At 55.1% G+C, this 21,295-nt stretch carries 15 protein-coding genes, 2 tRNA genes and 3 rRNA genes; 10 read left to right on the top strand and 10 right to left on the bottom strand.

Annotated features, from left to right (window positions below):
• The first annotated feature begins 125 nt into the window (after positions 1–125).
• The 8 genes from HP15_RS06290 (at position 126) to HP15_RS06255 (ending at position 11,506) form a co-directional block, all read left to right on the top strand.
• Positions 126–2,042 carry a putative nucleotidyltransferase substrate binding domain-containing protein gene (locus HP15_RS06290; RefSeq protein ID WP_014576697.1) on the top strand — a complete coding sequence of 639 codons (1,917 nt, stop codon included), beginning with the start codon at positions 126–128 and terminating at the stop codon, positions 2,040–2,042.
• Between the two features lie 16 nt (positions 2,043–2,058).
• Positions 2,059–2,766, top strand: a complete 708-nt coding sequence (locus HP15_RS06285; protein ID WP_008172922.1) for a 3'-5' exonuclease — start codon at positions 2,059–2,061, stop codon at positions 2,764–2,766.
• A gap of 213 nt (positions 2,767–2,979) precedes the next feature.
• Entirely contained in the window at positions 2,980–3,246 is a 267-nt protein-coding gene (locus tag HP15_RS06280) for a DUF4212 domain-containing protein (RefSeq protein ID WP_008172923.1), read from the top strand.
• A 6-nt stretch (positions 3,247–3,252) separates the two neighbouring features.
• Positions 3,253–5,019, top strand: coding sequence for a sodium:solute symporter family protein (locus tag HP15_RS06275; protein ID WP_014576696.1), 1,767 nt, complete (start codon positions 3,253–3,255; stop codon positions 5,017–5,019).
• Between the two features lie 97 nt (positions 5,020–5,116).
• Positions 5,117–5,623, top strand: coding sequence for a hypothetical protein (locus HP15_RS06270; RefSeq protein WP_014576695.1), 507 nt, complete (start codon positions 5,117–5,119; stop codon positions 5,621–5,623).
• Positions 5,624–5,676: 53 nt separating this feature from the next.
• Positions 5,677–9,195 carry a hybrid sensor histidine kinase/response regulator gene (locus HP15_RS06265; protein ID WP_014576694.1) on the top strand — a complete coding sequence of 1,173 codons (3,519 nt, stop codon included), beginning with the start codon at positions 5,677–5,679 and terminating at the stop codon, positions 9,193–9,195.
• On the top strand, positions 9,192–10,829 hold the full coding sequence (locus tag HP15_RS06260; RefSeq protein ID WP_014576693.1) for a tetratricopeptide repeat-containing response regulator: 1,638 nt from the start codon (positions 9,192–9,194) through the stop codon (positions 10,827–10,829). Before HP15_RS06265 ends, HP15_RS06260 begins: the two co-directional genes overlap by 4 nt.
• On the top strand, positions 10,826–11,506 hold the full coding sequence (locus HP15_RS06255) for a sensor histidine kinase (protein ID WP_014576692.1): 681 nt from the start codon (positions 10,826–10,828) through the stop codon (positions 11,504–11,506). The genes HP15_RS06260 and HP15_RS06255 overlap by 4 nt, the downstream gene beginning before the upstream one ends.
• Positions 11,507–11,573: 67 nt before the next feature.
• On the opposite strand, the gene rrf is transcribed toward HP15_RS06255, so the two are convergent.
• The 9 genes from rrf to HP15_RS06210 all read right to left on the bottom strand — a co-directional run bounded on the left by rrf (position 11,574) and on the right by HP15_RS06210 (position 19,956).
• Positions 11,574–11,688 (bottom strand): 5S ribosomal RNA (gene rrf, locus HP15_RS06250).
• 99 nt (positions 11,689–11,787) lie between these two features.
• Positions 11,788–14,679, bottom strand: a 23S ribosomal RNA gene (locus HP15_RS06245).
• 340 nt (positions 14,680–15,019) lie between these two features.
• Positions 15,020–15,095, bottom strand: a tRNA-Ala gene (locus HP15_RS06240).
• 122 nt (positions 15,096–15,217) lie between these two features.
• Positions 15,218–15,294 (bottom strand) — tRNA-Ile (locus HP15_RS06235).
• Positions 15,295–15,385: 91 nt separating this feature from the next.
• Positions 15,386–16,925: ribosomal RNA gene (locus HP15_RS06230) — 16S ribosomal RNA — on the bottom strand.
• The 16S, 23S and 5S rRNA genes sit together here with 2 tRNA genes alongside, the layout of an rRNA operon.
• Before the next feature lie 513 nt (positions 16,926–17,438).
• Entirely contained in the window at positions 17,439–18,629 is a 1,191-nt protein-coding gene (gene purT, locus HP15_RS06225) for a formate-dependent phosphoribosylglycinamide formyltransferase (protein ID WP_014576690.1), read from the bottom strand.
• Positions 18,630–18,647: 18 nt separating this feature from the next.
• Entirely contained in the window at positions 18,648–18,836 is a 189-nt protein-coding gene (locus HP15_RS06220) for a DUF1289 domain-containing protein (RefSeq protein ID WP_008171481.1), read from the bottom strand.
• The gene (locus HP15_RS06215; RefSeq protein WP_008171478.1) at positions 18,833–19,366 is read right to left on the bottom strand and encodes a gamma carbonic anhydrase family protein; all 534 of its coding nucleotides are present in this window, start codon (positions 19,364–19,366) and stop codon (positions 18,833–18,835) included. The genes HP15_RS06220 and HP15_RS06215 overlap by 4 nt, the downstream gene beginning before the upstream one ends.
• Positions 19,367–19,368: 2 nt before the next feature.
• A complete protein-coding gene (locus tag HP15_RS06210) occupies positions 19,369–19,956 on the bottom strand; it encodes an NUDIX hydrolase (protein ID WP_014576689.1) in 588 nt (195 codons plus the stop codon).
• Positions 19,957–20,053: 97 nt separating this feature from the next.
• Here HP15_RS06210 and HP15_RS06205 point away from each other — a divergent pair, with 97 nt between their 5' ends.
• Complete coding sequence (locus tag HP15_RS06205; RefSeq protein WP_008171471.1) at positions 20,054–20,605, top strand: NUDIX hydrolase; 552 nt, start codon at positions 20,054–20,056, stop codon at positions 20,603–20,605.
• Positions 20,606–20,614: 9 nt separating this feature from the next.
• On the opposite strand, the gene HP15_RS06200 is transcribed toward HP15_RS06205, so the two are convergent.
• The gene (locus HP15_RS06200) at positions 20,615–20,926 is read right to left on the bottom strand and encodes a Nif3-like dinuclear metal center hexameric protein (protein ID WP_014576688.1); all 312 of its coding nucleotides are present in this window, start codon (positions 20,924–20,926) and stop codon (positions 20,615–20,617) included.
• On the opposite strand from HP15_RS06200, the gene HP15_RS22315 reads away from it, so the two are divergent.
• Positions 20,919–21,293: a hypothetical protein gene (locus tag HP15_RS22315; protein ID WP_169702143.1), complete on the top strand. Its 375-nt coding sequence runs from the start codon at positions 20,919–20,921 to the stop codon at positions 21,291–21,293. The genes HP15_RS06200 and HP15_RS22315 overlap by 8 nt on opposite strands.
• Positions 21,294–21,295 lie beyond the last annotated feature (2 nt).

The raw sequence follows: 21,295 nt of genomic DNA, 5'->3' as shown, positions 1-21,295 counted from the left end.
GGGTAACCGGCCTTAAAGAAAACTGATCTATGTCAGACTTATTGCGACCAAAATCGTAGGGCAACAGATGCTTTGGCTACACTACACTTCAGACGGACAATAATAACCAGCGAGTGACGACGGACATGGCCTCAGCGCACCAGGAAAATGACCGCCCGCAGAACATCCGCGCCATCATGACGTTTTTGCGGGAACACGCGCCTTTCTCCAGCATGGATGACTCCCATCTTGCGCATTTCGCGGAGAACGCCTCCATCCAGTTCTACGCCGATGGCGATATCGTGCTGTCTCCGGATCAGGATGTCGTTAAACGATTCTACGTGGTCAAACAGGGGCGGATTCGTGGCGAACGCCACAACGACAAAGAAGACCGCACGGAAACGACCTTCGAAATCAGCCAGGGCGAGTGCTTTCCCCTCGCCGCCATGATCGGCGAACGGCCAACCAGAACCCTGCATCGGGCAGACGGCGACACCTTCTGCCTCAGCATCGGGCAGACAGCGTTCGTTACACTCTTTGCTGAAAGCGAACCTTTCCGGGATTTTTGCCTGCGGGGCGTCAGCAGCCTGCTCGATCAGGTGAACCGGCGCATACAGTCAAGTGCCATGGCCTCAATCGGGTCCAGCACGTCCCTCGATACGCCACTTGAACGCTATGCCCTGCGCAATCCGATTGTCTGCTCGCCCGATCTGCCGGTGCGTAAAGCCGTGGCCCGAATGCACGAAAACAACGTCGGCAGCATTATCGTTACCGATGAAAACCGTATCCCGACCGGCATTTTCACACTGCGGGACCTTCGCACCATGATCGCCGAGGGCACCGGCCCCCTGGATACGCCCATACAGCAGGTAATGACCAAGAATCCCTGCTGCCTTCCCTCCCATGCGGATGCGTTCGAAGCTGCCATGCTGATGGCGGAGCATCATTTTGCGCATCTTTGCGTCATCGACGATGACCGTAAACTGATTGGCGTGGTTTCGGAACGAGACCTGTTCTCCCTGCAGCGCGTGGACCTGGTAAACCTTGCCCGCACCATTGGCACGGCCACCCACCTGCGCACCCTGGTCAGCCTGCGAACAGACGTATCACGCCTGGTGGATGCGATGCTCGCCCACGGCGCCGACTCCGGGCAGGTGGTCAAGATCATCACCACGCTCAATGATGTAACCGTCAGACGGGTCCTGGAACTGAACATCAAGAAGAACGACCCGGGCATTCCCTTCACCTGGCTGACGTTTGGCAGCGAGGGCCGCCAGGAGCAGACCCTGCTGACCGACCAGGACAACGGCATACTGTTCCAGACGCCGGAAGGGATGACCGCCGAACAGGTCCGGGAAAAGCTGTTGCCCTTTGCGCGAAAGGTAAACGACGAACTGGCCGAATGTGGCTTCACCCTGTGCAAGGGCAACATCATGGCCAGTAACCCGAAACTCTGCTTGAGCGACAAGGAGTGGGACGACTGGTTTATCCGGTTCATTGATGCCTCCACACCCCAGAACCTGGTGTATTCCTCAATTTTTCTTGATATGAGGGCTATCTACGGTCCAACCGAGCCGCTGAACGATCTTCTGGACAAGATCCTCACGCGGATCCGGAAAAACGCCCTGTTCCAGAAAATGCTTGCCGGGAACGCGTTTCAGCGGAAGCCGCCGCTCACCATGTTCCGCAATTTCCGCTATATATCCGAGGGCAACAAGCACTCACTGGACCTCAAGCGTCAGGGCCTGGCGCCGTTTGTTGAGGCAGTGCGGGTTTTCGCCCTGGCGAATGGCGTTGAGACCGCGAACACGCTGGAGCGCATGGATGAGCTGGCGAAAAAGGGCGTCTTCGATCCGAAAGATGCCAACGCCTGGAAGGAAGGTTATAGCCTGATCCAGGCGATCCGCATGCGGGCCCACCAGGAAATGCTGGCAAAGGGAGAGGAGCTCACCAACTACATCGATCCCGACGATCTGAACCCACTCGACCGTCGAATCCTGCGGGAATCTTTCAGGCAGGCGCAGCGGTTGCAACAGAAACTCGAAGTTACCTACCAACTCTGACCTTCAGGCGCGAGACATGCTGGAACAGATCAAACAATGGATTGAGCATCGCCGGGGCGGAAAAATCGGCAGCCACGATCCTGGCAATCTGCCCAACCCGAAAACGCCAGGAGAACAGTTGCTTACGGACTGCCGTCTGATCGTGCTGGATCTTGAAACCACGGGACTGAACCCCTCCAAGGACGAGGTGATCGCTATCGGGGCCGTCGCCATCCGCGGCGGCATTATCCATCTGGGCGACCAGTTCGACCTGATCCTCAGGCGTCCGGAGCTCGACATCCGCGAAACCGTGCTCATTCACGGGATCGGGCCCGAGGCGCTGACCCAGGGGCACGAAATCGAGGATGCCCTTCTCTATCTTCTTGAGTGGATGAACGGCGACCCGATCCTGGCCTACCACTCGGCGTTCGATCAGAAATTTCTGGAAAAGACCCTGAAGGCGCAGCTTGGCTATACCCAGCCTCATACCTGGATGGACGTGGCCGACCTGATGCCTGCATTTTTTCCAAACACCAAGACCGGTGGCAAAGGACTCGACAACTGGGCCGATTATTTCGGCCTTGAAGTCAGCGAACGTCACCACGCCGCTTCCGATGCTCTCGCGACAGCCGAACTTACCCTGGTCGCACTTAATAAGGCGCGGTCGGAAGGGGTAAAAACTCTCAAAGGGCTTTACGACAAGCTCCATTACCATCGGCGCCTGCAAAACATGCATCGTTTCTGAATCGATGCCCGACGGAACATCGCATTTATAGACCGACGTCACGCCAAATTACTGAGAATTAGACCTTTTGCCAATATCTATAAATCGCTTGACCAGTAAAGTCAGTAGGGACAACTAGTCGGAGAAGTACTTATATGAATAATAAATTCTCTAACAGAAGTGCCTCACCAAAAACCCACCCAACCTCCACAACAACAAAACAGGAGTGATCCTATGTCAGCAGGTCATAGCTACGATGCTGAAGCGTACTGGAAGGCGAATCTGCGCCTGATATTCGGGAGCCTGATAGTCTGGGCCCTGGTATCTTACGGCTTTGCAATTCTGCTCCGTCCGATGCTTGCCGGTATTCCGATTGGTGGTACTGATCTGGGCTTCTGGTTTGCCCAGCAAGGTTCCATCCTCACGTTCATCGCTCTGATCTTCCACTACGCGTGGCGCATGAACAAGATCGATGAAAAATTCGGCGTGCACGAGGAGTAAGAACGAATGAGCCAATTTGCTATTAACATCATTTTCGTAGGGGGCTCATTCCTCCTCTACATCGCAATTGCTATCTGGGCCAAGGCCGGAAGCACGAGTGACTTCTACGTTGCCGGCGGCGGTGTTCATCCGATCACCAACGGCGCAGCAATCGGCGCCGACTGGATGTCCGCGGCATCGTTTATCTCCATGGCAGGTCTGATTGCTGCCGGTGGCTACGCCAACTCCACCTTCCTTATGGGCTGGACTGGCGGTTACGTTCTGCTGGCCATGCTGCTGGCTCCGTACCTGCGGAAGTTTGGCAAGTTTACGGTTCCCGAGTTTATCGGCGACCGTTTCTACAGCAAGAATGCCCGCCTCGTAGCGGTTATCTGCCTGATCGTGGCGTCTGTAACCTACGTTATCGGCCAGATGGCTGGTGCCGGTGTTGCCTTCTCCCGCTTCCTCGAAGTTGATTCCACCGTTGGCCTGATGATCGCGGCTGTTGTGGTATTCGTCTACGCAGTAATGGGTGGCATGAAGGGTATCACCTACACCCAGGTGGCACAGTACTGCGTACTGATTGTTGCCTACACCATTCCTGCGGTGTTCATCTCCCTGCAACTGACCGGTAATCCGATTCCAGGTCTGGGTCTGTTCTCGACTCACGTGGATTCCGGCATGCCGATCCTCAGCAAGCTGAACCAGGTTATCACCGACCTCGGCTTCAATGAGTACACCGCCGATATCGACAACAAACTGAACATGGTTCTGTTTACCCTGTCGCTGATGATCGGTACTGCAGGCCTGCCACACGTTATCATCCGCTTCTTCACCGTACCCAAGGTGGCTGACGCACGCTGGTCCGCAGGCTGGGCGCTGGTATTCATTGCCCTGCTGTACCTGACTGCGCCTGCGGTTGCTTCCATGGCTCGCTTGAACCTGATGACCACCATCTACCCGGACGGCACCTCAGCGGAGCCGATCCAGTACGATGAGCGTCCGAACTGGATCAAGGAGTGGGAAATTACTGGTCTTATCCAGTTCACCGACAAGAACGAAGACGGCCGTATCCAGCTTTACAACGACAGCGAAGCCTTCGCGCCTACGGCTGAAGCCCGCGGCTGGAACGGCAACGAGCTGGTCGTAAACCGGGATATCCTGGTACTGGCCAACCCGGAAATCGCCAACCTGCCAGGCTGGGTCATCGGTCTGATCGCAGCGGGTGGTCTCGCAGCAGCACTGTCCACAGCGGCCGGTCTGTTGCTGGCGATCTCCTCGGCGGTCAGTCACGACCTGATCAAAGGTTCCATTAATCCGGCGATCTCGGAGAAAGGCGAGCTGCTCGCAGCACGGATATCGATGGCCGTTGCGATCGTTGTTGCCACCTACCTTGGGGCGAACCCTCCAGGCTTTGCGGCACAGGTCGTTGCCCTCGCCTTCGGTATCGCGGCAGCATCCCTGTTCCCGGCGCTGATGATGGGTATCTTCTCCAAGCGCGTGAACAACACCGGTGCCATCGCTGGTATGCTGAGCGGCCTGACGTTCACCCTGGTATACATCTTCGTGTACAAGGGCTGGCTGTTCATCCCGGGCACCAACAACCTGCCAGACACTCCGGACAACTGGGTGCTGGGCATCTCCCCGCTGTCAATCGGCGCTATTGGTGCGATCGTCAACTTTGCGGTAGCCTTCATTGTATCCAACGCAACTGAAGAACCGCCCGTTGAGATTCAGGAACTGGTTGAAAGCGTCCGTTACCCACGTGGTGCCGGTCAGGCTCAAGACCACTAAGCAACATCTCAGCCTGATTTGTTCGATGAACTGACAGGTTGATACTGAACGGGCTTCCTCAATGAGGAAGCCCGTTCTTTTTTGAGGAAGTCATTATATGTTCTGGACATTTGTCGCTACTGTAGTTTGCGGCCTTGGCGCTGCCGGTATTGCACTGGGTATTCGCGCCGCCACTCGAAACAAAGCCCCGAAGTGGATCATCCCCGTTTTCGCCGGCGCGGGCATGCTCGGCTATCTCATTTACATGGAATACACCTGGTTCGACCAGAAAGAAGCACGCCTGCCGGACGAAGCGGTGGTTGTGAGCACAGAATCCGACGGCATCCTTTGGCGCCCATGGACCTTCGTGCTCCCCTACGTCACCGCATTTTCCACGGTCGACACCAAAAGCATCAGCCGTGATACCAGCAGCGAAGACATCGTCCGGTTTACCCTCTATCGCTTCGAGCAGAAGATGACAGACGCGGTTTCTCATCGCGTTCACATCATTAACTGTGCGACCCGCGAACTGGTACCTCTGGGATCTGACGGAAGCCCGCGAGTGGATAACCTTAAACTGCTCGAGCCCGGAGACCCCCTGTATGAAACCGTCTGCGCCGAGTGATGACTCGTTAGCGTGATGTACCAACCTGCTGATACTGTCGGGAACGCGTAACCATGATTAGTGCCTGGCTGCTGGTCCTCATTTCCATCACCTACATCTCTATCCTGTTCGTGATCGCCTGGGCCGGCGACAAACACCCCGGGTTATATCGCAGGCGCCTGGCACGCACACACATATACGCACTCTCCCTGGCAGTCTACTTCACCTCCTGGACTTTCTATGGCGCCGTTGGACGCGCCACCCAGGAGGGTCTGGGGTTTCTCCCCATCTACCTCGGGCCCTTGCTGGTCTTCGTGTTCGGTGCGCCCTTGCTGCGCCGGATCATCTATATCAGCAAGCGCAATAACAGTACCTCCATTGCCGACTTCATCGCCTCCCGGTATGGCAAATCCCAGCTCCTGGCCGCAATGATTGCAACCTTTGCCCTGATCGGCAGTGTTCCCTACATTGCGTTGCAACTGAAAGCCATTGCGATGGGCTTCAACGTGCTCTCGGCTACCGGAACAGGCTATGAAGAGCTGAGCACGGCGGCCTGGAGTGATTCCGCGTGGTACATCACCCTTGCCCTGGCGGTTTTCACCGTTCTGTTCGGTACCCGGCACCTGGAATCCACCGAGCACCATCGGGGCATGATCCAGGCCGTGGCCTTCGAATCACTGATCAAGCTCGTGGCTTTCGTCGCCGTGGGGCTGTTCGTTGGCTACGGGCTCTATGGCGGGTTTGGCGACCTGTTTGAACGGGCCCGGGACGCGGACCTGATCGGCACCCTGACCACCGATGGTATCGAAGCGCCGGCATTCATTACCCAGACGCTCATTGCCATGCTCGCCATCATCTGCCTGCCCCGGCAATTTCATGTCATGGTGGTTGAAAATACCGATCATCGGGACTTCGAGATTGCCCGCTGGGCGATGCCGATCTACCTGATCGTAGCCAGCGCCTTTGTGCTTCCTATTGCCGCTGCGGGTCTGCTGTCGCCCGAGGCCTCTGCTGGAAACCCTGACATCCTGATACTGCAGCTGCCGATCATGGCAGGCGAGGAATGGCTGGCCATACTGGCGTTCCTCGGTGGCGGGTCAGCGGCTGCAGCCATGGTAATCGTGTGTTCCGTGGCGATTGCCACCATGGTCAGCAACGAGATCATCATGCCGGCCCTGCTGAAATTTTTCCGACCGGGCATGAACCGGCGCACGGACCTCAGCTACCTGCTCCTGAGTATCCGCCGGGTGGCTATCTTTGTGGTGCTGCTCACCGCCTATGGTTTTTATCGGATGGCCGGCGAAGACTACAGCCTGACGGCCTTCGGCCTGCTGTCATTTGCGGCAGCGGCGCAGTTCGGGCCGGCGCTGGTAGGCGGCATTATCTGGCGCCGGGGCAATTACATGGGCGCCGTCTGGGGCCTTGGCCTTGGTTTCCTGATGTGGTGTTACACCCTGCTACTGCCGGCACTGGCCACCACCGGTTGGGTCAACGACACACTGATTGAGCAGGGAATCTGGGGACTGAACTGGACGCGCCCCACTGCCCTGTTCGGGTCCGAGCTGGACCAGACCAGTCACGGCATTATCTGGAGCCTCGGCATCAACACGCTGGTGTACATCGTACTTTCGATGCTGACCCGTCAACGTGTCCGCGAAAAGATCCAGATTGCCTCCTTCTTCCACGATCCGCAGCCCAAAGCGGAAACCGCGCAGCACCAGAGCTGGCAGGGCGAAATACTGACATCCGACCTCCGGGCGCTAACCGACCGGTTCATGGGTGAAGAACGCTCGGAAACCATTTTCCGGAATTACGAACGCCGTAACGCCATCCGTTTGCACCCGCACCGCCCGGCATCGGCGCATCTGATGAAATACATCGAGCGCCAACTGGCCTCGGTGATCGGCGCCTCCACCGCCAGGGTGGTCCTGGAATCGACCCTCACAGGCCGGGACATGCAGATCGAGGATGTGGTCAGCATCGTCGACGAAGCGTCCCAGGCCATGACCTTCAGCCGGGAGTTGCTCCAGTCAGCGATTGAAAATATCAGTCTGGGCGTGTCTGTGGTTAACCACCAGCAGCAACTGGTGGTCTGGAACCACCGGTATCTGGAACTGTTCACCTACCCGAAGGGCTTCGTCAGGGTCGGTCGGCCTGTTGAAGATCTGATGCGCTATAACCTTACCAATGCCAATCTATCTGCCCGCCGGATTGATGAGATCGTCGTCGATCGCTGCACGAGCATGCGTGAGGGACGGCCGATGTCCTACGAGCGCCAGAGACCGGATGGTACGGTGTTACGCATCGATGGCAGCCCGATACCCGGTGGTGGCTATGTCACCACGTTCCAGGACATCACGGCCATGCGCAGAACCGAGCAGGCCCTCAAGGAGACCAACATTTATCTCGAGCAGCGGGTCAAGGAGCGCACCCAGGAGCTTCAGGTCATCAATGAGCAGATGCTGAAGGCCAAATCCGTGGCCGAGCAGGCGAACCAGAGCAAGACACGCTTCCTCGCCTCGGCCAGCCACGACCTTCTGCAGCCGCTGAACGCAGCGCGGCTATTCACCTCTGCCCTCGCCGGCAAAGCCGATGACGGCGAAATGAAAGATCTCGTGGACCACATCGACAGCTCTCTCGGGGCTGCCGAGGAGATCATCAGCACCCTGCTGGATATTTCAAAGCTCGACGCAGGTGCGTTGGAGCCCGATATCGGGGTGTTCCCCGTGAACGAGATCATGCGCCACCTGGCAACCGACTTTTCAGCAATCGCCAAGGACCAGAACCTGGAGCTGCACGTTGTGCCCAGCACGGCCTGGATCCGCTCCGATTCCAAATTGCTGCGTCGTGTGGTCCAGAATTTCCTGTCCAACGCCATACGCTACACGCCGGAAGGCAAGATTCTGCTCGGGTGCCGGCGTCTGAAAGGCTATATTCGTATAGAAGTCTGGGATACGGGTCCCGGTATCCCCGAGGACCAGCTGGCACACATTTTCGAGGAATTTCGTCGATTTCAGCATGGCCGGGATAAAAAGGGCCTGGGGCTCGGTCTCGCCATCGTTGACCGTATCAGCGGCATGCTGAACCACCCGGTCAGCGTCCATTCCGTCCAGGGCCGAGGCAGTGTCTTCGGTATCACCGTGCCAACAGCAGCTCCGGAACAGAACGAGACCACCTCTGCCAAGCCCGCATCGGGCTCACGCAGGGTATCCAACCTCGGCGGCCTGCATTTCCTGTGCATCGATAACGACCCGGCTATCCTGCAGGGCATGGTCGCGTTGCTTGGGAACTGGAAATGTGACGTAACGGCCGCCGAAAGCCTGGAAGACGCCATGGAAAAACTGGAAGGGAATCGGCCCGATATTATACTTGCCGATTATCAGCTGGATGATAACAAGAACGGCCTCGATGCCATGGACAGCATTCGCGGTGCTCTTAATGCCAACATCCCGGGCATACTTATCACCGGCTATATGGCGCCTGAAGTTCGGGAGGATGCCATCAACCGGGGCTACCAGATTCTCTACAAACCGGTGAAACCGGCTGCACTGAGAGCACTGGTTAACAAGCTACTGAAACAGAAGCGCTCATGACCGACACCAAAGCGGACGTCAATCCTTTTGGCAAGCTCAACTATCTCGTGATCGATGACTTCGAAAATTTTCGGTTGTCCATTCGCCAGATGTTGCGCAGTTGTGGCGCTGACACGATCGAGCTGGTTTCCAATGCCAGTCAGGCCATCCAGCACTGTACCTATAATCACGTGGATGTCGTGTTATGCGACTTCAACCTGGGAGAAGGCAAGAATGGCCAGCATATTCTCGAGGACCTCCGGTACAAAAAATTATTGAAGCGCTCATCCCTGTTCCTCATGGTGACAGCGGAGACCTCCAAGGAAATGGTCATGGGGGCGAGGGAGTACCAGCCCGATGCCTATCTGACCAAGCCCATAAACCGGGCTGTACTCGAAAAACGTCTGGGCGCCCTGATCAGCCAGCGCAACACGCTCATGCCCATCAATCGGGAAATCGACCGGGAAAACTACCCGGAAGCCATTTCGCTCTGTCTCCAATTGTTGCCCCGGCAGCCACGTTACAAGACCTGGTTGATGAAAACCCTGGGCGACCTGTATTTCCAGCTGGGGGACCTGGCGCACGCGCTCAAAATCTACGATGACGTCCTTGCGCAACGGGAATTGTCCTGGGCAAGGCTCGGACGCTGCAAAGTCCTGCTCGCCAATCGAAGCTTCGACCAGGCGGTAGACGGCCTGCGAGAGCTTATTGCAAATCATCCGGACTACATGGAGGCCTATGACCTTCTGGCAGAGGGGTTCGAACGGCAGGGCCGGCCGACACAGGCACAGCAGGTACTGGAGAAAGCCATAGAGCATTCCCCCAATGCCCTACTTCGGCAAAAGCATCTGGCACAGCTGGCCGGCTCCAACCAGGATCTCGAAACATCATCCGAGGCCTGGCAGCGCACAGTAGAGCTTGGCACCCACTCGATTCACGACAATTCAGAGCATTACCTCGCCTTGGGCCAGGCACTTTCTGACCTCAGCGAGGGCAATCTTGAAGAAGAAGGCAAAGAAAAAGCCAGGGAAGCACTGACCGTTCTCAAGAAGATGGAAAAACGATTCGAGGCTGAGGAAGGTATCAGTCTGCGGAGCCAGATCGTCCAGTGCCGGGTTTATGCGGGACAGGGTCAGGATAAAGAGGCGACCAAAATCCTCGAGAAGATCAGACCGGAACTCGACAATGCCGCAGCCCTGGATGCCGCAACGGGTCTTGATTACGCCAAGACCCTGTTTCGACTCGGACATGAAAGCGACGCCAAAGCGCTGTTACGAGAGATGTCAGAGCGGTTCAGCAACGAGCCTGACATACTTCAGAAGATTGAAAGCCTCCTTGATGAGCCCGTAGGGTTCCGGCAGAAAATCAAAGCCCGAACTCTCAACCGAGACGGCATAAAAGCGTTCGAAGCCGGGAACCTGCAAGAAGCCGTGGAGATCTTTTCAAAGGCTCTGGAAATCGTCCCGGACCACGCCGCCCTGAACCTTAACCTGGTTCAGGTGCTGATGAAGGAGAATGACAACAGTCCCGGTGACGCTGAGCTCCTCAAACGCTGCCAGACTTGCCTGAATCGCCTGGCAGGACTGCCGGAGCAACACCGCCAACATCGGCGCTATATCGCCTTACAACGAAAACTGAAGGGGCTGATGGTATGAAAGACCAGAATATTGATTTTTCCATGGTACTTGCCTCAGCCGTTCACGATATGAAGAACTCGCTTGGCATGCTCCTTAATTCCCTCGACGAGCTTCGCAGCGAGCACGAGGAAAGCCTCGGGGAATCTTCCCGCTTCAATACCCTGCAGTACGAAGCCGAACGGATGCACAACGATCTGGTGCAACTCCTTGGTATCTACCGGCTTGGCGAGAACAACCTCTCGGCACACATTGAGGAGCACTATGTGCCGGATTTCCTCTCGGAACACCTGGCCAGACACAACCCTCTTCTGCAAGGGCTCGGCATTGATGTTTCCGTGGACGCTGAGGACATAAACGGCTTTTTCGACGAGGATCTGTTGACCGGTGTACTCAATAACACCATCAACAATGCCATCCGCTATACCCGCAGCAGAATCCGGCTTACCGCTGGTGAGAGAGACGGCTATCTGGTGATCGGTGTTGAAGACGACGGCAAGGGATATCCCGACAACATGCAGCACACGGGAACACTCAACTTCAAATCCCTTGATTTCAAGAGTGGCAGTACCAGCCTCGGGCTGTTCTTCGCCTCATCCGTTGCCAGACTGCACAGTGAGGGAAAGCGGAGTGGGTCGATAAAACTCCACAACGGTGGAAGCCTCGGTGGTGGTGTGTTTGAGATCTGGCTGCCCTGATCCAGGTCTTTTCTGGAGGCAATAAAAAACCCCAGCATCGGGGATGCTGGGGTTTTTGGTATTAGGAGCCTGACGATGACCTACTCTCACATGGGCAACGCCACACTACCATCGGCGCTGGTCTGTTTCACTTCTGAGTTCGGGATGGGATCAGGTGGTTCCAGACCGCTATGGTCGTCAGGCAAAACGGTTGATCACTGGGGGACGAGAAGGAACTGAGTGATGTTGATTTCGTTTGAGCGGTTAGGCTCTGCGTCATCCGCAATTGTCTTGGGTGTTATATAGTCAAGCCGCACGAGCAATTAGTATCGGTTAGCTCAACGCCTCGCAGCGCTTACACACCCGACCTATCAACGTCCTGGTCTTGAACGGCTCTTCAGGGACCTCGAGGGTCCAGGGAGATCTCATCTTGGAAGGGGCTTCCCGCTTAGATGCTTTCAGCGGTTATCCTGTCCGAACATAGCTACCGGGCAATGCGACTGGCGTCACAACCCGAACACCAGAGGTTCGTCCACTCCGGTCCTCTCGTACTAGGAGCAGCTTTCCTCAAATCTCCAACGTCCACGGCAGATAGGGACCGAACTGTCTCACGACGTTCTAAACCCAGCTCGCGTACCACTTTAAATGGCGAACAGCCATACCCTTGGGACCGGCTTCAGCCCCAGGATGTGATGAGCCGACATCGAGGTGCCAAACACCGCCGTCGATGTGAACTCTTGGGCGGTATCAGCCTGTTATCCCCGGAGTACCTTTTATCCGTTGAGCGATGGCCCTTCCATACAGAACCACCGGATCACTATGACCTACTTTCGTACCTGCTCGACGTGTCTGTCTCGCAGTTAAGCGGGCTTGTGCCATTACACTAACCGCATGATGTCCGACCATGCTTAGCCCACCTTTGTGCTCCTCCGTTACGCTTTGGGAGGAGACCGCCCCAGTCAAACTACCCACCACACAGTGTCCTCATCCCCGATAAGGGGACCAAGTTAGAACCTCAAACATGTCAGGCTGGTATTTCAAGGTTGGCTCCATGAGAACTGGCGTTCCCACTTCAAAGCCTCCCAGCTATCCTACACAAACATGCTCAAAGTTCACTGTGAAGCTATAGTAAAGGTTCACGGGGTCTTTCCGTCTAGCCGCGGATACACCGCATCTTCACGGCGATTTCAATTTCACTGAGTCTCGGGTAGAGACAGCGCCCCCATCGTTACGCCATTCGTGCAGGTCGGAACTTACCCGACAAGGAATTTCGCTACCTTAGGACCGTTATAGTTACGGCCGCCGTTTACCGGGGCTTCGATCAAGAGCTTCGCGCAAGCGCTAACCCCATCAATTAACCTTCCGGCACCGGGCAGGCGTCACACCGTATACGTCCACTTTCGTGTTTGCACAGTGCTGTGTTTTTAATAAACAGTCGCAGGGGCCTGGTATCTTCGACTGGCTTCAGCTCCACCCGCAGGGATTTCACTTACCACCAGCGTGCCTTCTCCCGAAGTTACGGCACCATTTTGCCTAGTTCCTTTACCCGAGTTCTCTCAAGCGCCTTGGTATTCTCTACCTGACCACCTGTGTCGGTTTGGGGTACGGTCTCGAATAGCCTGAAGCTTAGAAGATTTTCCTGGAAGCATGGCATCAATGACTTCCCGCTCTAAGAGCAGTCGTCGTCGCGTCTCGAGATTGTGGACCCGGATTTGCCTAAGTCCACTCCCTACTCGCTTAAACCGGGACAACCGTCGCCCGGCTCACCTAGCCTTCTCCGTCTCTCCATCGCAGCTATCCAAGGTACGGGAATATTAACCCGTTTCCCATCGACTACACCTTTCGGTCTCGCCTTAGGGGCCGACTCACCCTGCGCCGATTAGCGTTGCGCAGGAACCCTTGGTCTTCCGGCGTGCGGGTTTTTCACCCGCATTGTCGTTACTCATGTCAGCATTCGCACTTCTGATACCTCCAGCATGCTTCTCAACACACCTTCGCAGGCTTACAGAACGCTCCCCTACCCCGCATACAAAGTATGCAGCCGCAGCTTCGGTGACCAGTTTGAGCCCCGTTACATCTTCCGCGCAGGCCGACTCGACTAGTGAGCTATTACGCTTTCTTTAAAGGATGGCTGCTTCTAAGCCAACCTCCTAGCTGTCTGAGCCTTCCCACATCGTTTCCCACTTAACTGGTACTTGGGGACCTTAGCTGGCGGTCTGGGTTGTTTCCCTCTTCACGACGGACGTTAGCACCCGCCGTGTGTCTCCCGGATAGTACTCACAGGTATTCGGAGTTTGCATCGGGTTGGTAAGTCGGGATGACCCCCTAGCCGAAACAGTGCTCTACCCCCTGTGGTATTCGTCCGAGGCGCTACCTAAATAGCTTTCGGGGAGAACCAGCTATCTCCGGGCTTGATTAGCCTTTCACTCCGATCCACAAGTCATCCCCTGGCTTTTCAACGACAGTGGGTTCGGTCCTCCAGTGCCTGTTACGGCACCTTCAACCTGCTCATGGATAGATCGCCCGGTTTCGGGTCTATGCCCAGCGACTAAATCGCCCTATTCAGACTCGGTTTCCCTACGGCTCCCCTAAACGGTTAACCTCGCCACTGAACATAAGTCGCTGACCCATTATACAAAAGGTACGCCGTCACGGAACAAGTCCGCTCCGACTGCTTGTACGCATACGGTTTCAGGATCTATTTCACTCCCCTCACAGGGGTTCTTTTCGCCTTTCCCTCACGGTACTGGTTCACTATCGGTCAGTCAGGAGTATTTAGCCTTGGAGGATGGTCCCCCCATGTTCAGACAGGATATCACGTGTCCCGTCCTACTCGATTTCACCAGACTCAGGTTTCGGATACGGGGCTATCACCCACTATGGCGGCACTTTCCAGAGCCTTCTCCTACCAGTTGTCTAGCTTAAGGGCTAGTCCCCGTTCGCTCGCCGCTACTTAGGGAATCTCGGTTGATTTCTTTTCCTCGGGGTACTTAGATGTTTCAGTTCCCCCGGTTCGCCTCTTACACCTATGTATTCAGTGCAAGATACCGACCCGAAAGTCGGTGGGTTTCCCCATTCAGAAATGCCCGGATCACAGCTTGTTTGCCAGCTCCCCGAACCTTATCGCAGGCTTCCACGTCTTTCATCGCCTCTGACTGCCAAGGCATCCACCGTATGCGCTTAGTTGCTTGACTATATAACCCCAAGACAACTGTGTTCCATTCATCGACAACCTGGTAAACCAGGGCATCAATAAGTGGAGACAGTTCCTTGAAGCGATATAACAACCACTTCAACGACAACACCGGATAACGCTTGAAATCGTTATCACTCTGATTAATGAATTCCGGAGATAATGGAATTCATCAATCGTGTTCTATCTCGTCCAATTTGTTAAAGAGCAAATCTGACCCAGTGATCAGAAAGAAGATCTTCAGCTACAACTCTTAATCGAGTCACACAACTGAAAAGCTTGTTTCTGTACACTGCTAACCGAAGTTAGTCAGTTATGTAAGCATCGATCGTTCAGGCTTTTGGTGGAGCCAGGCGGGATCGAACCGCCGACCTCCTGCGTGCAAGGCAGGCGCTCTCCCAGCTGAGCTATGGCCCCTCGATCTTCCACACAAGCCAGGTCGTTTAACCTTAGCTATAGAATTGTGTGGATCTAGGCGCTTGCAAGCGTAGCGTGCGAGTCGCACGTGAGCTTGGAAGCAACGACGAGCCACGCAATTCTGGTGGGTCTGGGTGGACTTGAACCACCGACCTCACCCTTATCAGGGGTGCGCTCTAACCACCTGAGCTACAGACCCAAAAACACGGGCCTGCAACGACCCATCTGCTCTCTTTATTCAGCTAACCAAGTAATTCGTGTGGACTCTGACCGAAGCATTCGGCTTCGTTTAAGGAGGTGATCCAGCCGCAGGTTCCCCTACGGCTACCTTGTTACGACTTCACCCCAGTCATGAACCACACCGTGGTGATCGTCCTCCCGAAGGTTAGACTAACCACTTCTGGTGCAATCCACTCCCATGGTGTGACGGGCGGTGTGTACAAGGCCCGGGAACGTATTCACCGTGACATTCTGATTCACGATTACTAGCGATTCCGACTTCACGCAGTCGAGTTGCAGACTGCGATCCGGACTACGATGCGTTTTGTGAGATTGGCTCCCCCTCGCGGGTTTGCAGCCCTCTGTGCGCACCATTGTAGCACGTGTGTAGCCCTGGCCGTAAGGGCCATGATGACCTGACGTCATCCCCACCTTCCTCCGGTTTGTCACCGGCAGTCTCCCTAGAGTTCTCAGCCGAACTGCTAGCAACTAGGGATAGGGGTTGCGCTCGTTACGGGACTTAACCCAACATCTCACGACACGAGCTGACGACGGCCATGCAGCACCTGTGTCAGAGTTCCCGAAGGCACCAATCCATCTCTGGAAAGTTCTCTGCATGTCAAGGCCAGGTAAGGTTCTTCGCGTTGCGTCGAATTAAACCACATGCTCCACCGCTTGTGCGGGCCCCCGTCAATTCATTTGAGTTTTAACCTTGCGGCCGTACTCCCCAGGCGGTCTACTTAGTGCGTTAGCTGCGCCACTAAGACTTCAAGAGTCCCAACGGCTAGTAGACATCGTTTACGGCGTGGACTACCAGGGTATCTAATCCTGTTTGCTCCCCACGCTTTCGCACCTCAGTGTCAGTATTGGTCCAGGTAGCCGCCTTCGCCACTGGTGTTCCTTCCTATATCTACGCATTTCACCGCTACACAGGAAATTCCACTACCCTCTACCATACTCTAGCCTGACAGTTCGAAATGCCGTTCCCAGGTTAAGCCCGGGGCTTTCACATCTCGCTTATCAAACCACCTACGCGCGCTTTACGCCCAGTAATTCCGATTAACGCTTGCACCCTCCGTATTACCGCGGCTGCTGGCACGGAGTTAGCCGGTGCTTCTTCTGTGAGTAACGTCAAGCCCTACGAGTATTAGTCGCAGAGTTTTCCTCCTCACTGAAAGTGCTTTACAACCCGAAAGCCTTCTTCACACACGCGGCATGGCTGGATCAGGGTTGCCCCCATTGTCCAATATTCCCCACTGCTGCCTCCCGTAGGAGTTCGGGCCGTGTCTCAGTCCCGATGTGGCTGATCATCCTCTCAGACCAGCTACGGATCGTCGCCTTGGTAGGCCTTTACCCCACCAACTAGCTAATCCGACATAGGCACATCCAATAGCGCAAGGTCCGAAGATCCCCTGCTTTCCCCCGAAGGGCGTACGCGGTATTAATCCGGGTTTCCCCGGGCTATCCCCCACTACTGGGCAGTTTCCTATGCATTACTCACCCGTCCGCCGCTCGTCAGCGGGGTGCAAGCACCCCCTGTTACCGCTCGACTTGCATGTGTTAAGCCTGCCGCCAGCGTTCAATCTGAGCCATGATCAAACTCTTCAGTTTAAATCATACAAGAATCCGAAGATTCTCTATTCTTGCTCAAGACAAAACTCAATTTCGACGAGTCACTGTCCTGATATTTCATATCCGAAATACCTCGGCCAGCGCCCACACGAATTACTTGGTCAACTTTTTAAAGAGCGTTTGAGCTGTTGCTCAATCAAGGCCGCGTATTCTACACCGTAGCGCCGCCTTGTCAACCGTTTATTTTTCGATGTTTTCCGTCTCCGGAAAGCGCCGAAAAATGACCCGGCTTACTGCTTGTTTCGAGGCGCGCATTTTACAGCGAATCGCTTGCCTGTCAACTGCTTTCTGAAGAATTTTGAAACTCATTTTCTTCAGCGCTTTCAAACAGTTATCTTTCGATTCCTAAGCCGCCTCAGCGGTGCTCCCCTCGAAAGAGATGCGCATTCTACAGACCTGCCCGTGGGTGTCAACGGTTCGTTCCGATTTTTTTCGGAAATCGTCATCAAACCCTCATAGGCCTGGCTGAACAGAGCCAGGCCTGGATGAACCTCACAGTTCAACGGTAACCGAATTTGCCGAGTCGCGAGCTTTCTTGCGCGCTTCATCCACCGTTGCGCCCTTCGCCAGGGCAACGCCCATTCGACGGCGCCCCTTCAACTCGGGCTTGCCGAACAAACGCAATTGAGTATCCGGCTCGGAAAGCGCTGACTCAAGACCGGAATACGATACGGACGCCGAATCGCCCTCAGGAAGAATCACGGCTGATGCCGAGGGACCAGTCTGCCGTATCGCGGGAATGGGCAAACCCAGAATGGCTCGGGCATGCAGAGCAAATTCGGACAGGTCCTGTGAGACCAACGTAACCAGGCCAGTATCGTGCGGACGCGGCGAAACCTCGGAGAACCAGACATTGTCTTCCTTAACAAACAGCTCCACACCGTAGATGCCATAGCCACCGAGGTTTTCGACCACAGCGCGGGCAACTTCGGCCGAACGCTCGTAGGCCAGCGGGGCCATTGGCTGTGGTTGCCAGGATTCCCGATAGTCTCCATCTTCCTGCCTGTGCCCGATGGGCTCACAAAAAGATACGCCATCACGGTGCTTGACGGTGAGCAGGGTAATCTCATAGTCAAAGTCCACAAAGCCTTCGACAATCACCCTTCCCTTACCGGCACGCCCGCCAGACTGGGCATATTCCCAGGCCGCTTCAATATCATCCTCGGTCTTGACGGTACTCTGCCCCTTGCCCGACGAGCTCATGACCGGCTTTACCACAAGTGGCAGGCCTATTTCGTTCACGGCGGCAAGGTATTCTTCCCGGGTACCCGCAAAGCGGTAGGGTGAGGTAGGCAGCCCGAGCTCTTCAGCCGCGAGCCTCCGGATTCCTTCACGGTTCATGGTGAGGTTCACCGCTCTGGCGGTGGGGATGACGCGATAGCCTTCCTCTTCGAGCTTTACCAACTCCGGCGTGGCAATCGCTTCAATCTCCGGAACAATCAGATCCGGCTTTTCCTGTTCGATAACACTGCGCAGGCTGGCGCCGTCCAGCATGTCGATGACATGGCTCCGATGCGCCACCTGCATGGCAGGCGCATCCGCATATCTGTCGACAGCGATAACTTCGACGCCATAGCGCTGAAGTTCAATGACAACTTCCTTGCCAAGCTCACCGGATCCACAAAACAAAACCTTGAAGGCATTACCTTTGAGGGGAGTACCAATTCGAACTGAGTCAGTCATGATTTACCAACACCTATGTTAGCCGTGAATCAGGGAACCTTTTTCGCGCTCCGCCACTTTCCGGAGCACCTCGCGCCGTTCGTCGTCATCCATCCTGGTCCAGAGGGTGATCTCATCCCCACTTCGATGGCAGCCCACACAGATGTCATTTTCATCAAGCGCGCAGATGCTTACGCAGGGCGATCGAACCTTGTCAGCAACACTCATTTTTTCGGCTCGCAGGGCTTGAGCTCATCGGCGTAGCGAGCAGCATTCTGAACATAGTGCTGCGCACTCATTTCCAGCATCTTCTTCTGGCTATCGTTGAGCTCCCGCTTGATCTTGCCCGGCGAACCGACAACCATGGAGCCGTCAGGCACCTCCATTCCTTCGGGAATGAGAGCATTGGCGCCAATCAGACAGTGCTTGCCAATCTTTGCTCCGTTCAGAACCACAGCATTTATGCCAATTAAAGAGTAATCACCAATCTCGCACCCATGGAGCATTACCTTGTGACCAACCGTTACACCCTTACCCAGAGTAAGAGGCATACCCGGGTCTGTATGCAGTACCGAACCGTCCTGAACATTTGTTTCAGGCCCAATGGTGATCCACTCGTTGTCACCACGTAGAACGGCATTGAACCAGACGCTGGCCTTATCCATCAGCCGGACACGGCCTATCACCGACGCGTTCTCGGCCACAAAGTGACCCTCACCTTCCAGTTCCGGCGTTCGGTCATTCAACTGGTAAAACATTCTCAGCCTCCTTCAGGCGGTTCAAGCAGATCGATTCCGGCATCGTAAACAGCGTTCAGGAAATCAACTAGAACCACTGCCGACAGGCCCCAGATCTCGTAGCGCTCCCAACGGTAGCAGGGTACGTAAAATGTATGGTTCAGGAAATCCAGAGCATCTGTGCGCTCCCGTCTATCTTCCAGAAAAAACGATAGAGGCACGCGGAATACACTTTCGATTTCATGGGGGTTTGGCTCCAAAGGATGATCTCCGGGAATCACACCAACGTAAGGTGTAACTAGAATTCCATAGCGGGACATCACCTGACTGAGCGGCGCAATTATTTGTACTTGATCCGGCGGCAATCCGATCTCTTCATGGGTTTCACGTAACGCCGTTGCTGCCAGAGACGGATCTTCCGGATCCCTTTTGCCGCCGGGATAGGCGACCTGCCCGCGATGGGTGCTCAGATTCTCGGACCTGAGCGTAAAGATCATCTCCGGGTTTTTCAGATCGTCGGTTACCGGAACCAGTATGCCTGCCTCAGGATAATCCAGGGCCAACTGGCGCGGTGCATAGCCGGCCAGGCGCTCGGCAAGTAAATCACGCAATGTTCATCTCCACGGTACATCCGGAGGTTGGATGAGACAGAGGCAGCCGGGATCGTTAAACTGACTACCAAACCAATTCAAGTATACGGGGAAAATCATGAAGTACTGCAGCACATGCGGCCATCCGGTTGAACAACGCATCCCCGAAGGCGATAACCGTCACCGCTATGTCTGTGTCAGCTGCGATACCATACATTACCAGAACCCACGCATTGTCGCCGGCACGGTGCCCGTGTGGGAGGGCCAGATACTGCTGTGTCGCCGCGCTATCGAACCTCGCTATGGTTACTGGACCCTGCCTGCAGGTTTCATGGAGAACGCCGAAACCACCATCGAGGCCGCCGAGCGGGAAACGATGGAAGAAGCGCTTGCAGAGGTAAACATTGAAGGCCTCTATTCCATCATCGACGTCCCGCACATCAATCAGGTTCACATGTTCTACCGGGCCACACTGAAAGACGGTCAGTTTGGTGCAGGCGAGGAGTCCCTCGAATCCAGACTGTTCGGCCTGGACGAGATTCCCTGGGAAGAAATCTCGTTCCCGACCGTCAAGCGAACCCTGGAACTTTTCCTGTCTGACTACAGTCGCGAATCCTTCGGCGTTCACGTGAGTGATATCCGCCACCCCATGGCGAAAGACCGCAAGTAGCGCCGGCGACTACAATTCTTCCATTCGATAGATTTCGTAAGCGGGCTCCTCGTAAGGGTGGGCCTGCTTAAGTGCCGCGAGGGCATCCTTTATCAGCTCGTCGGCGCAAACCAGTTCAACCTTGTATTCATTCACCGCTTCAATCTCCCCGGCATGGCCGAGAAACGGATCGCTTCCTTCAAGCGGACGAAACTGCCCTCTTCCAAGACATTGCCAGGCACAGGAATCGTAATCACCGATTCGACCGGCGCCGGCATCGAACAATGCCTGTTTGGTTTTTTCGACGTGAGTCTCCGGAACGAAATAACACATCTTGTACATCGAAAAACCTCCTTCAGGTCGGATATTTTTTGTACAGATTAATAGCTTAGATACTTACCCACAGAATCTGTGGATAACTCTGGGGAAAGTTTTTGGGAACACGCCCTCAAACCCCGTAATCACTGCACTTCCGTTAAATTGGCGACAAAATCACCTGATTCATTTATTCTATATTTTTCAATTGGTTATGACTTTTGGGCAAAAGTTGAACCAAATTCCTGCTCTTTGTGCACAGAACAAACAGGGAGGCACCAGCAATGTGCATAAAAATACTGAGTCAAGGGGATTTTTGCCATTTTTGCCGATTTTTTCCCTTGAAAAACGCCCAAAAAAAGGGCGCAAAACAAAAAAGCCGGCTTTGGAATAAAC

Origin of the sequence: Marinobacter adhaerens HP15 (assembly GCF_000166295.1) — a bacterium.
Lineage (GTDB): Bacteria > Pseudomonadota > Gammaproteobacteria > Pseudomonadales > Oleiphilaceae > Marinobacter > Marinobacter adhaerens.
The sequence above is the reverse complement of the archived record's forward strand: the minus strand, read 5'-3'. Positions and strand labels throughout refer to the sequence as shown.

Excerpts from the sequence above, each read along its gene's own strand:
- HP15_RS06290 (WP_014576697.1), top strand. The coding sequence starts at position 126 with ATGGCCTCAGCGCACCAGGAAAATGACCGCCCGCAGAACATCCGCGCC.
- HP15_RS06285 (WP_008172922.1), top strand. The coding sequence starts at position 2,059 with ATGCTGGAACAGATCAAACAATGGATTGAGCATCGCCGGGGCGGAAAA.
- HP15_RS06280 (WP_008172923.1), top strand. The coding sequence starts at position 2,980 with ATGTCAGCAGGTCATAGCTACGATGCTGAAGCGTACTGGAAGGCGAAT.
- HP15_RS06275 (WP_014576696.1), top strand. The coding sequence starts at position 3,253 with ATGAGCCAATTTGCTATTAACATCATTTTCGTAGGGGGCTCATTCCTC.
- HP15_RS06270 (WP_014576695.1), top strand. The coding sequence starts at position 5,117 with ATGTTCTGGACATTTGTCGCTACTGTAGTTTGCGGCCTTGGCGCTGCC.
- HP15_RS06265 (WP_014576694.1), top strand. The coding sequence starts at position 5,677 with ATGATTAGTGCCTGGCTGCTGGTCCTCATTTCCATCACCTACATCTCT.
- HP15_RS06260 (WP_014576693.1), top strand. The coding sequence starts at position 9,192 with ATGACCGACACCAAAGCGGACGTCAATCCTTTTGGCAAGCTCAACTAT.
- HP15_RS06255 (WP_014576692.1), top strand. The coding sequence starts at position 10,826 with ATGAAAGACCAGAATATTGATTTTTCCATGGTACTTGCCTCAGCCGTT.
- purT (WP_014576690.1), bottom strand. The coding sequence starts at position 18,629 with ATGACTGACTCAGTTCGAATTGGTACTCCCCTCAAAGGTAATGCCTTC.
- HP15_RS06220 (WP_008171481.1), bottom strand. The coding sequence starts at position 18,836 with ATGAGTGTTGCTGACAAGGTTCGATCGCCCTGCGTAAGCATCTGCGCG.
- HP15_RS06215 (WP_008171478.1), bottom strand. The coding sequence starts at position 19,366 with ATGTTTTACCAGTTGAATGACCGAACGCCGGAACTGGAAGGTGAGGGT.
- HP15_RS06205 (WP_008171471.1), top strand. The coding sequence starts at position 20,054 with ATGAAGTACTGCAGCACATGCGGCCATCCGGTTGAACAACGCATCCCC.
- HP15_RS06200 (WP_014576688.1), bottom strand. The coding sequence starts at position 20,926 with ATGTACAAGATGTGTTATTTCGTTCCGGAGACTCACGTCGAAAAAACC.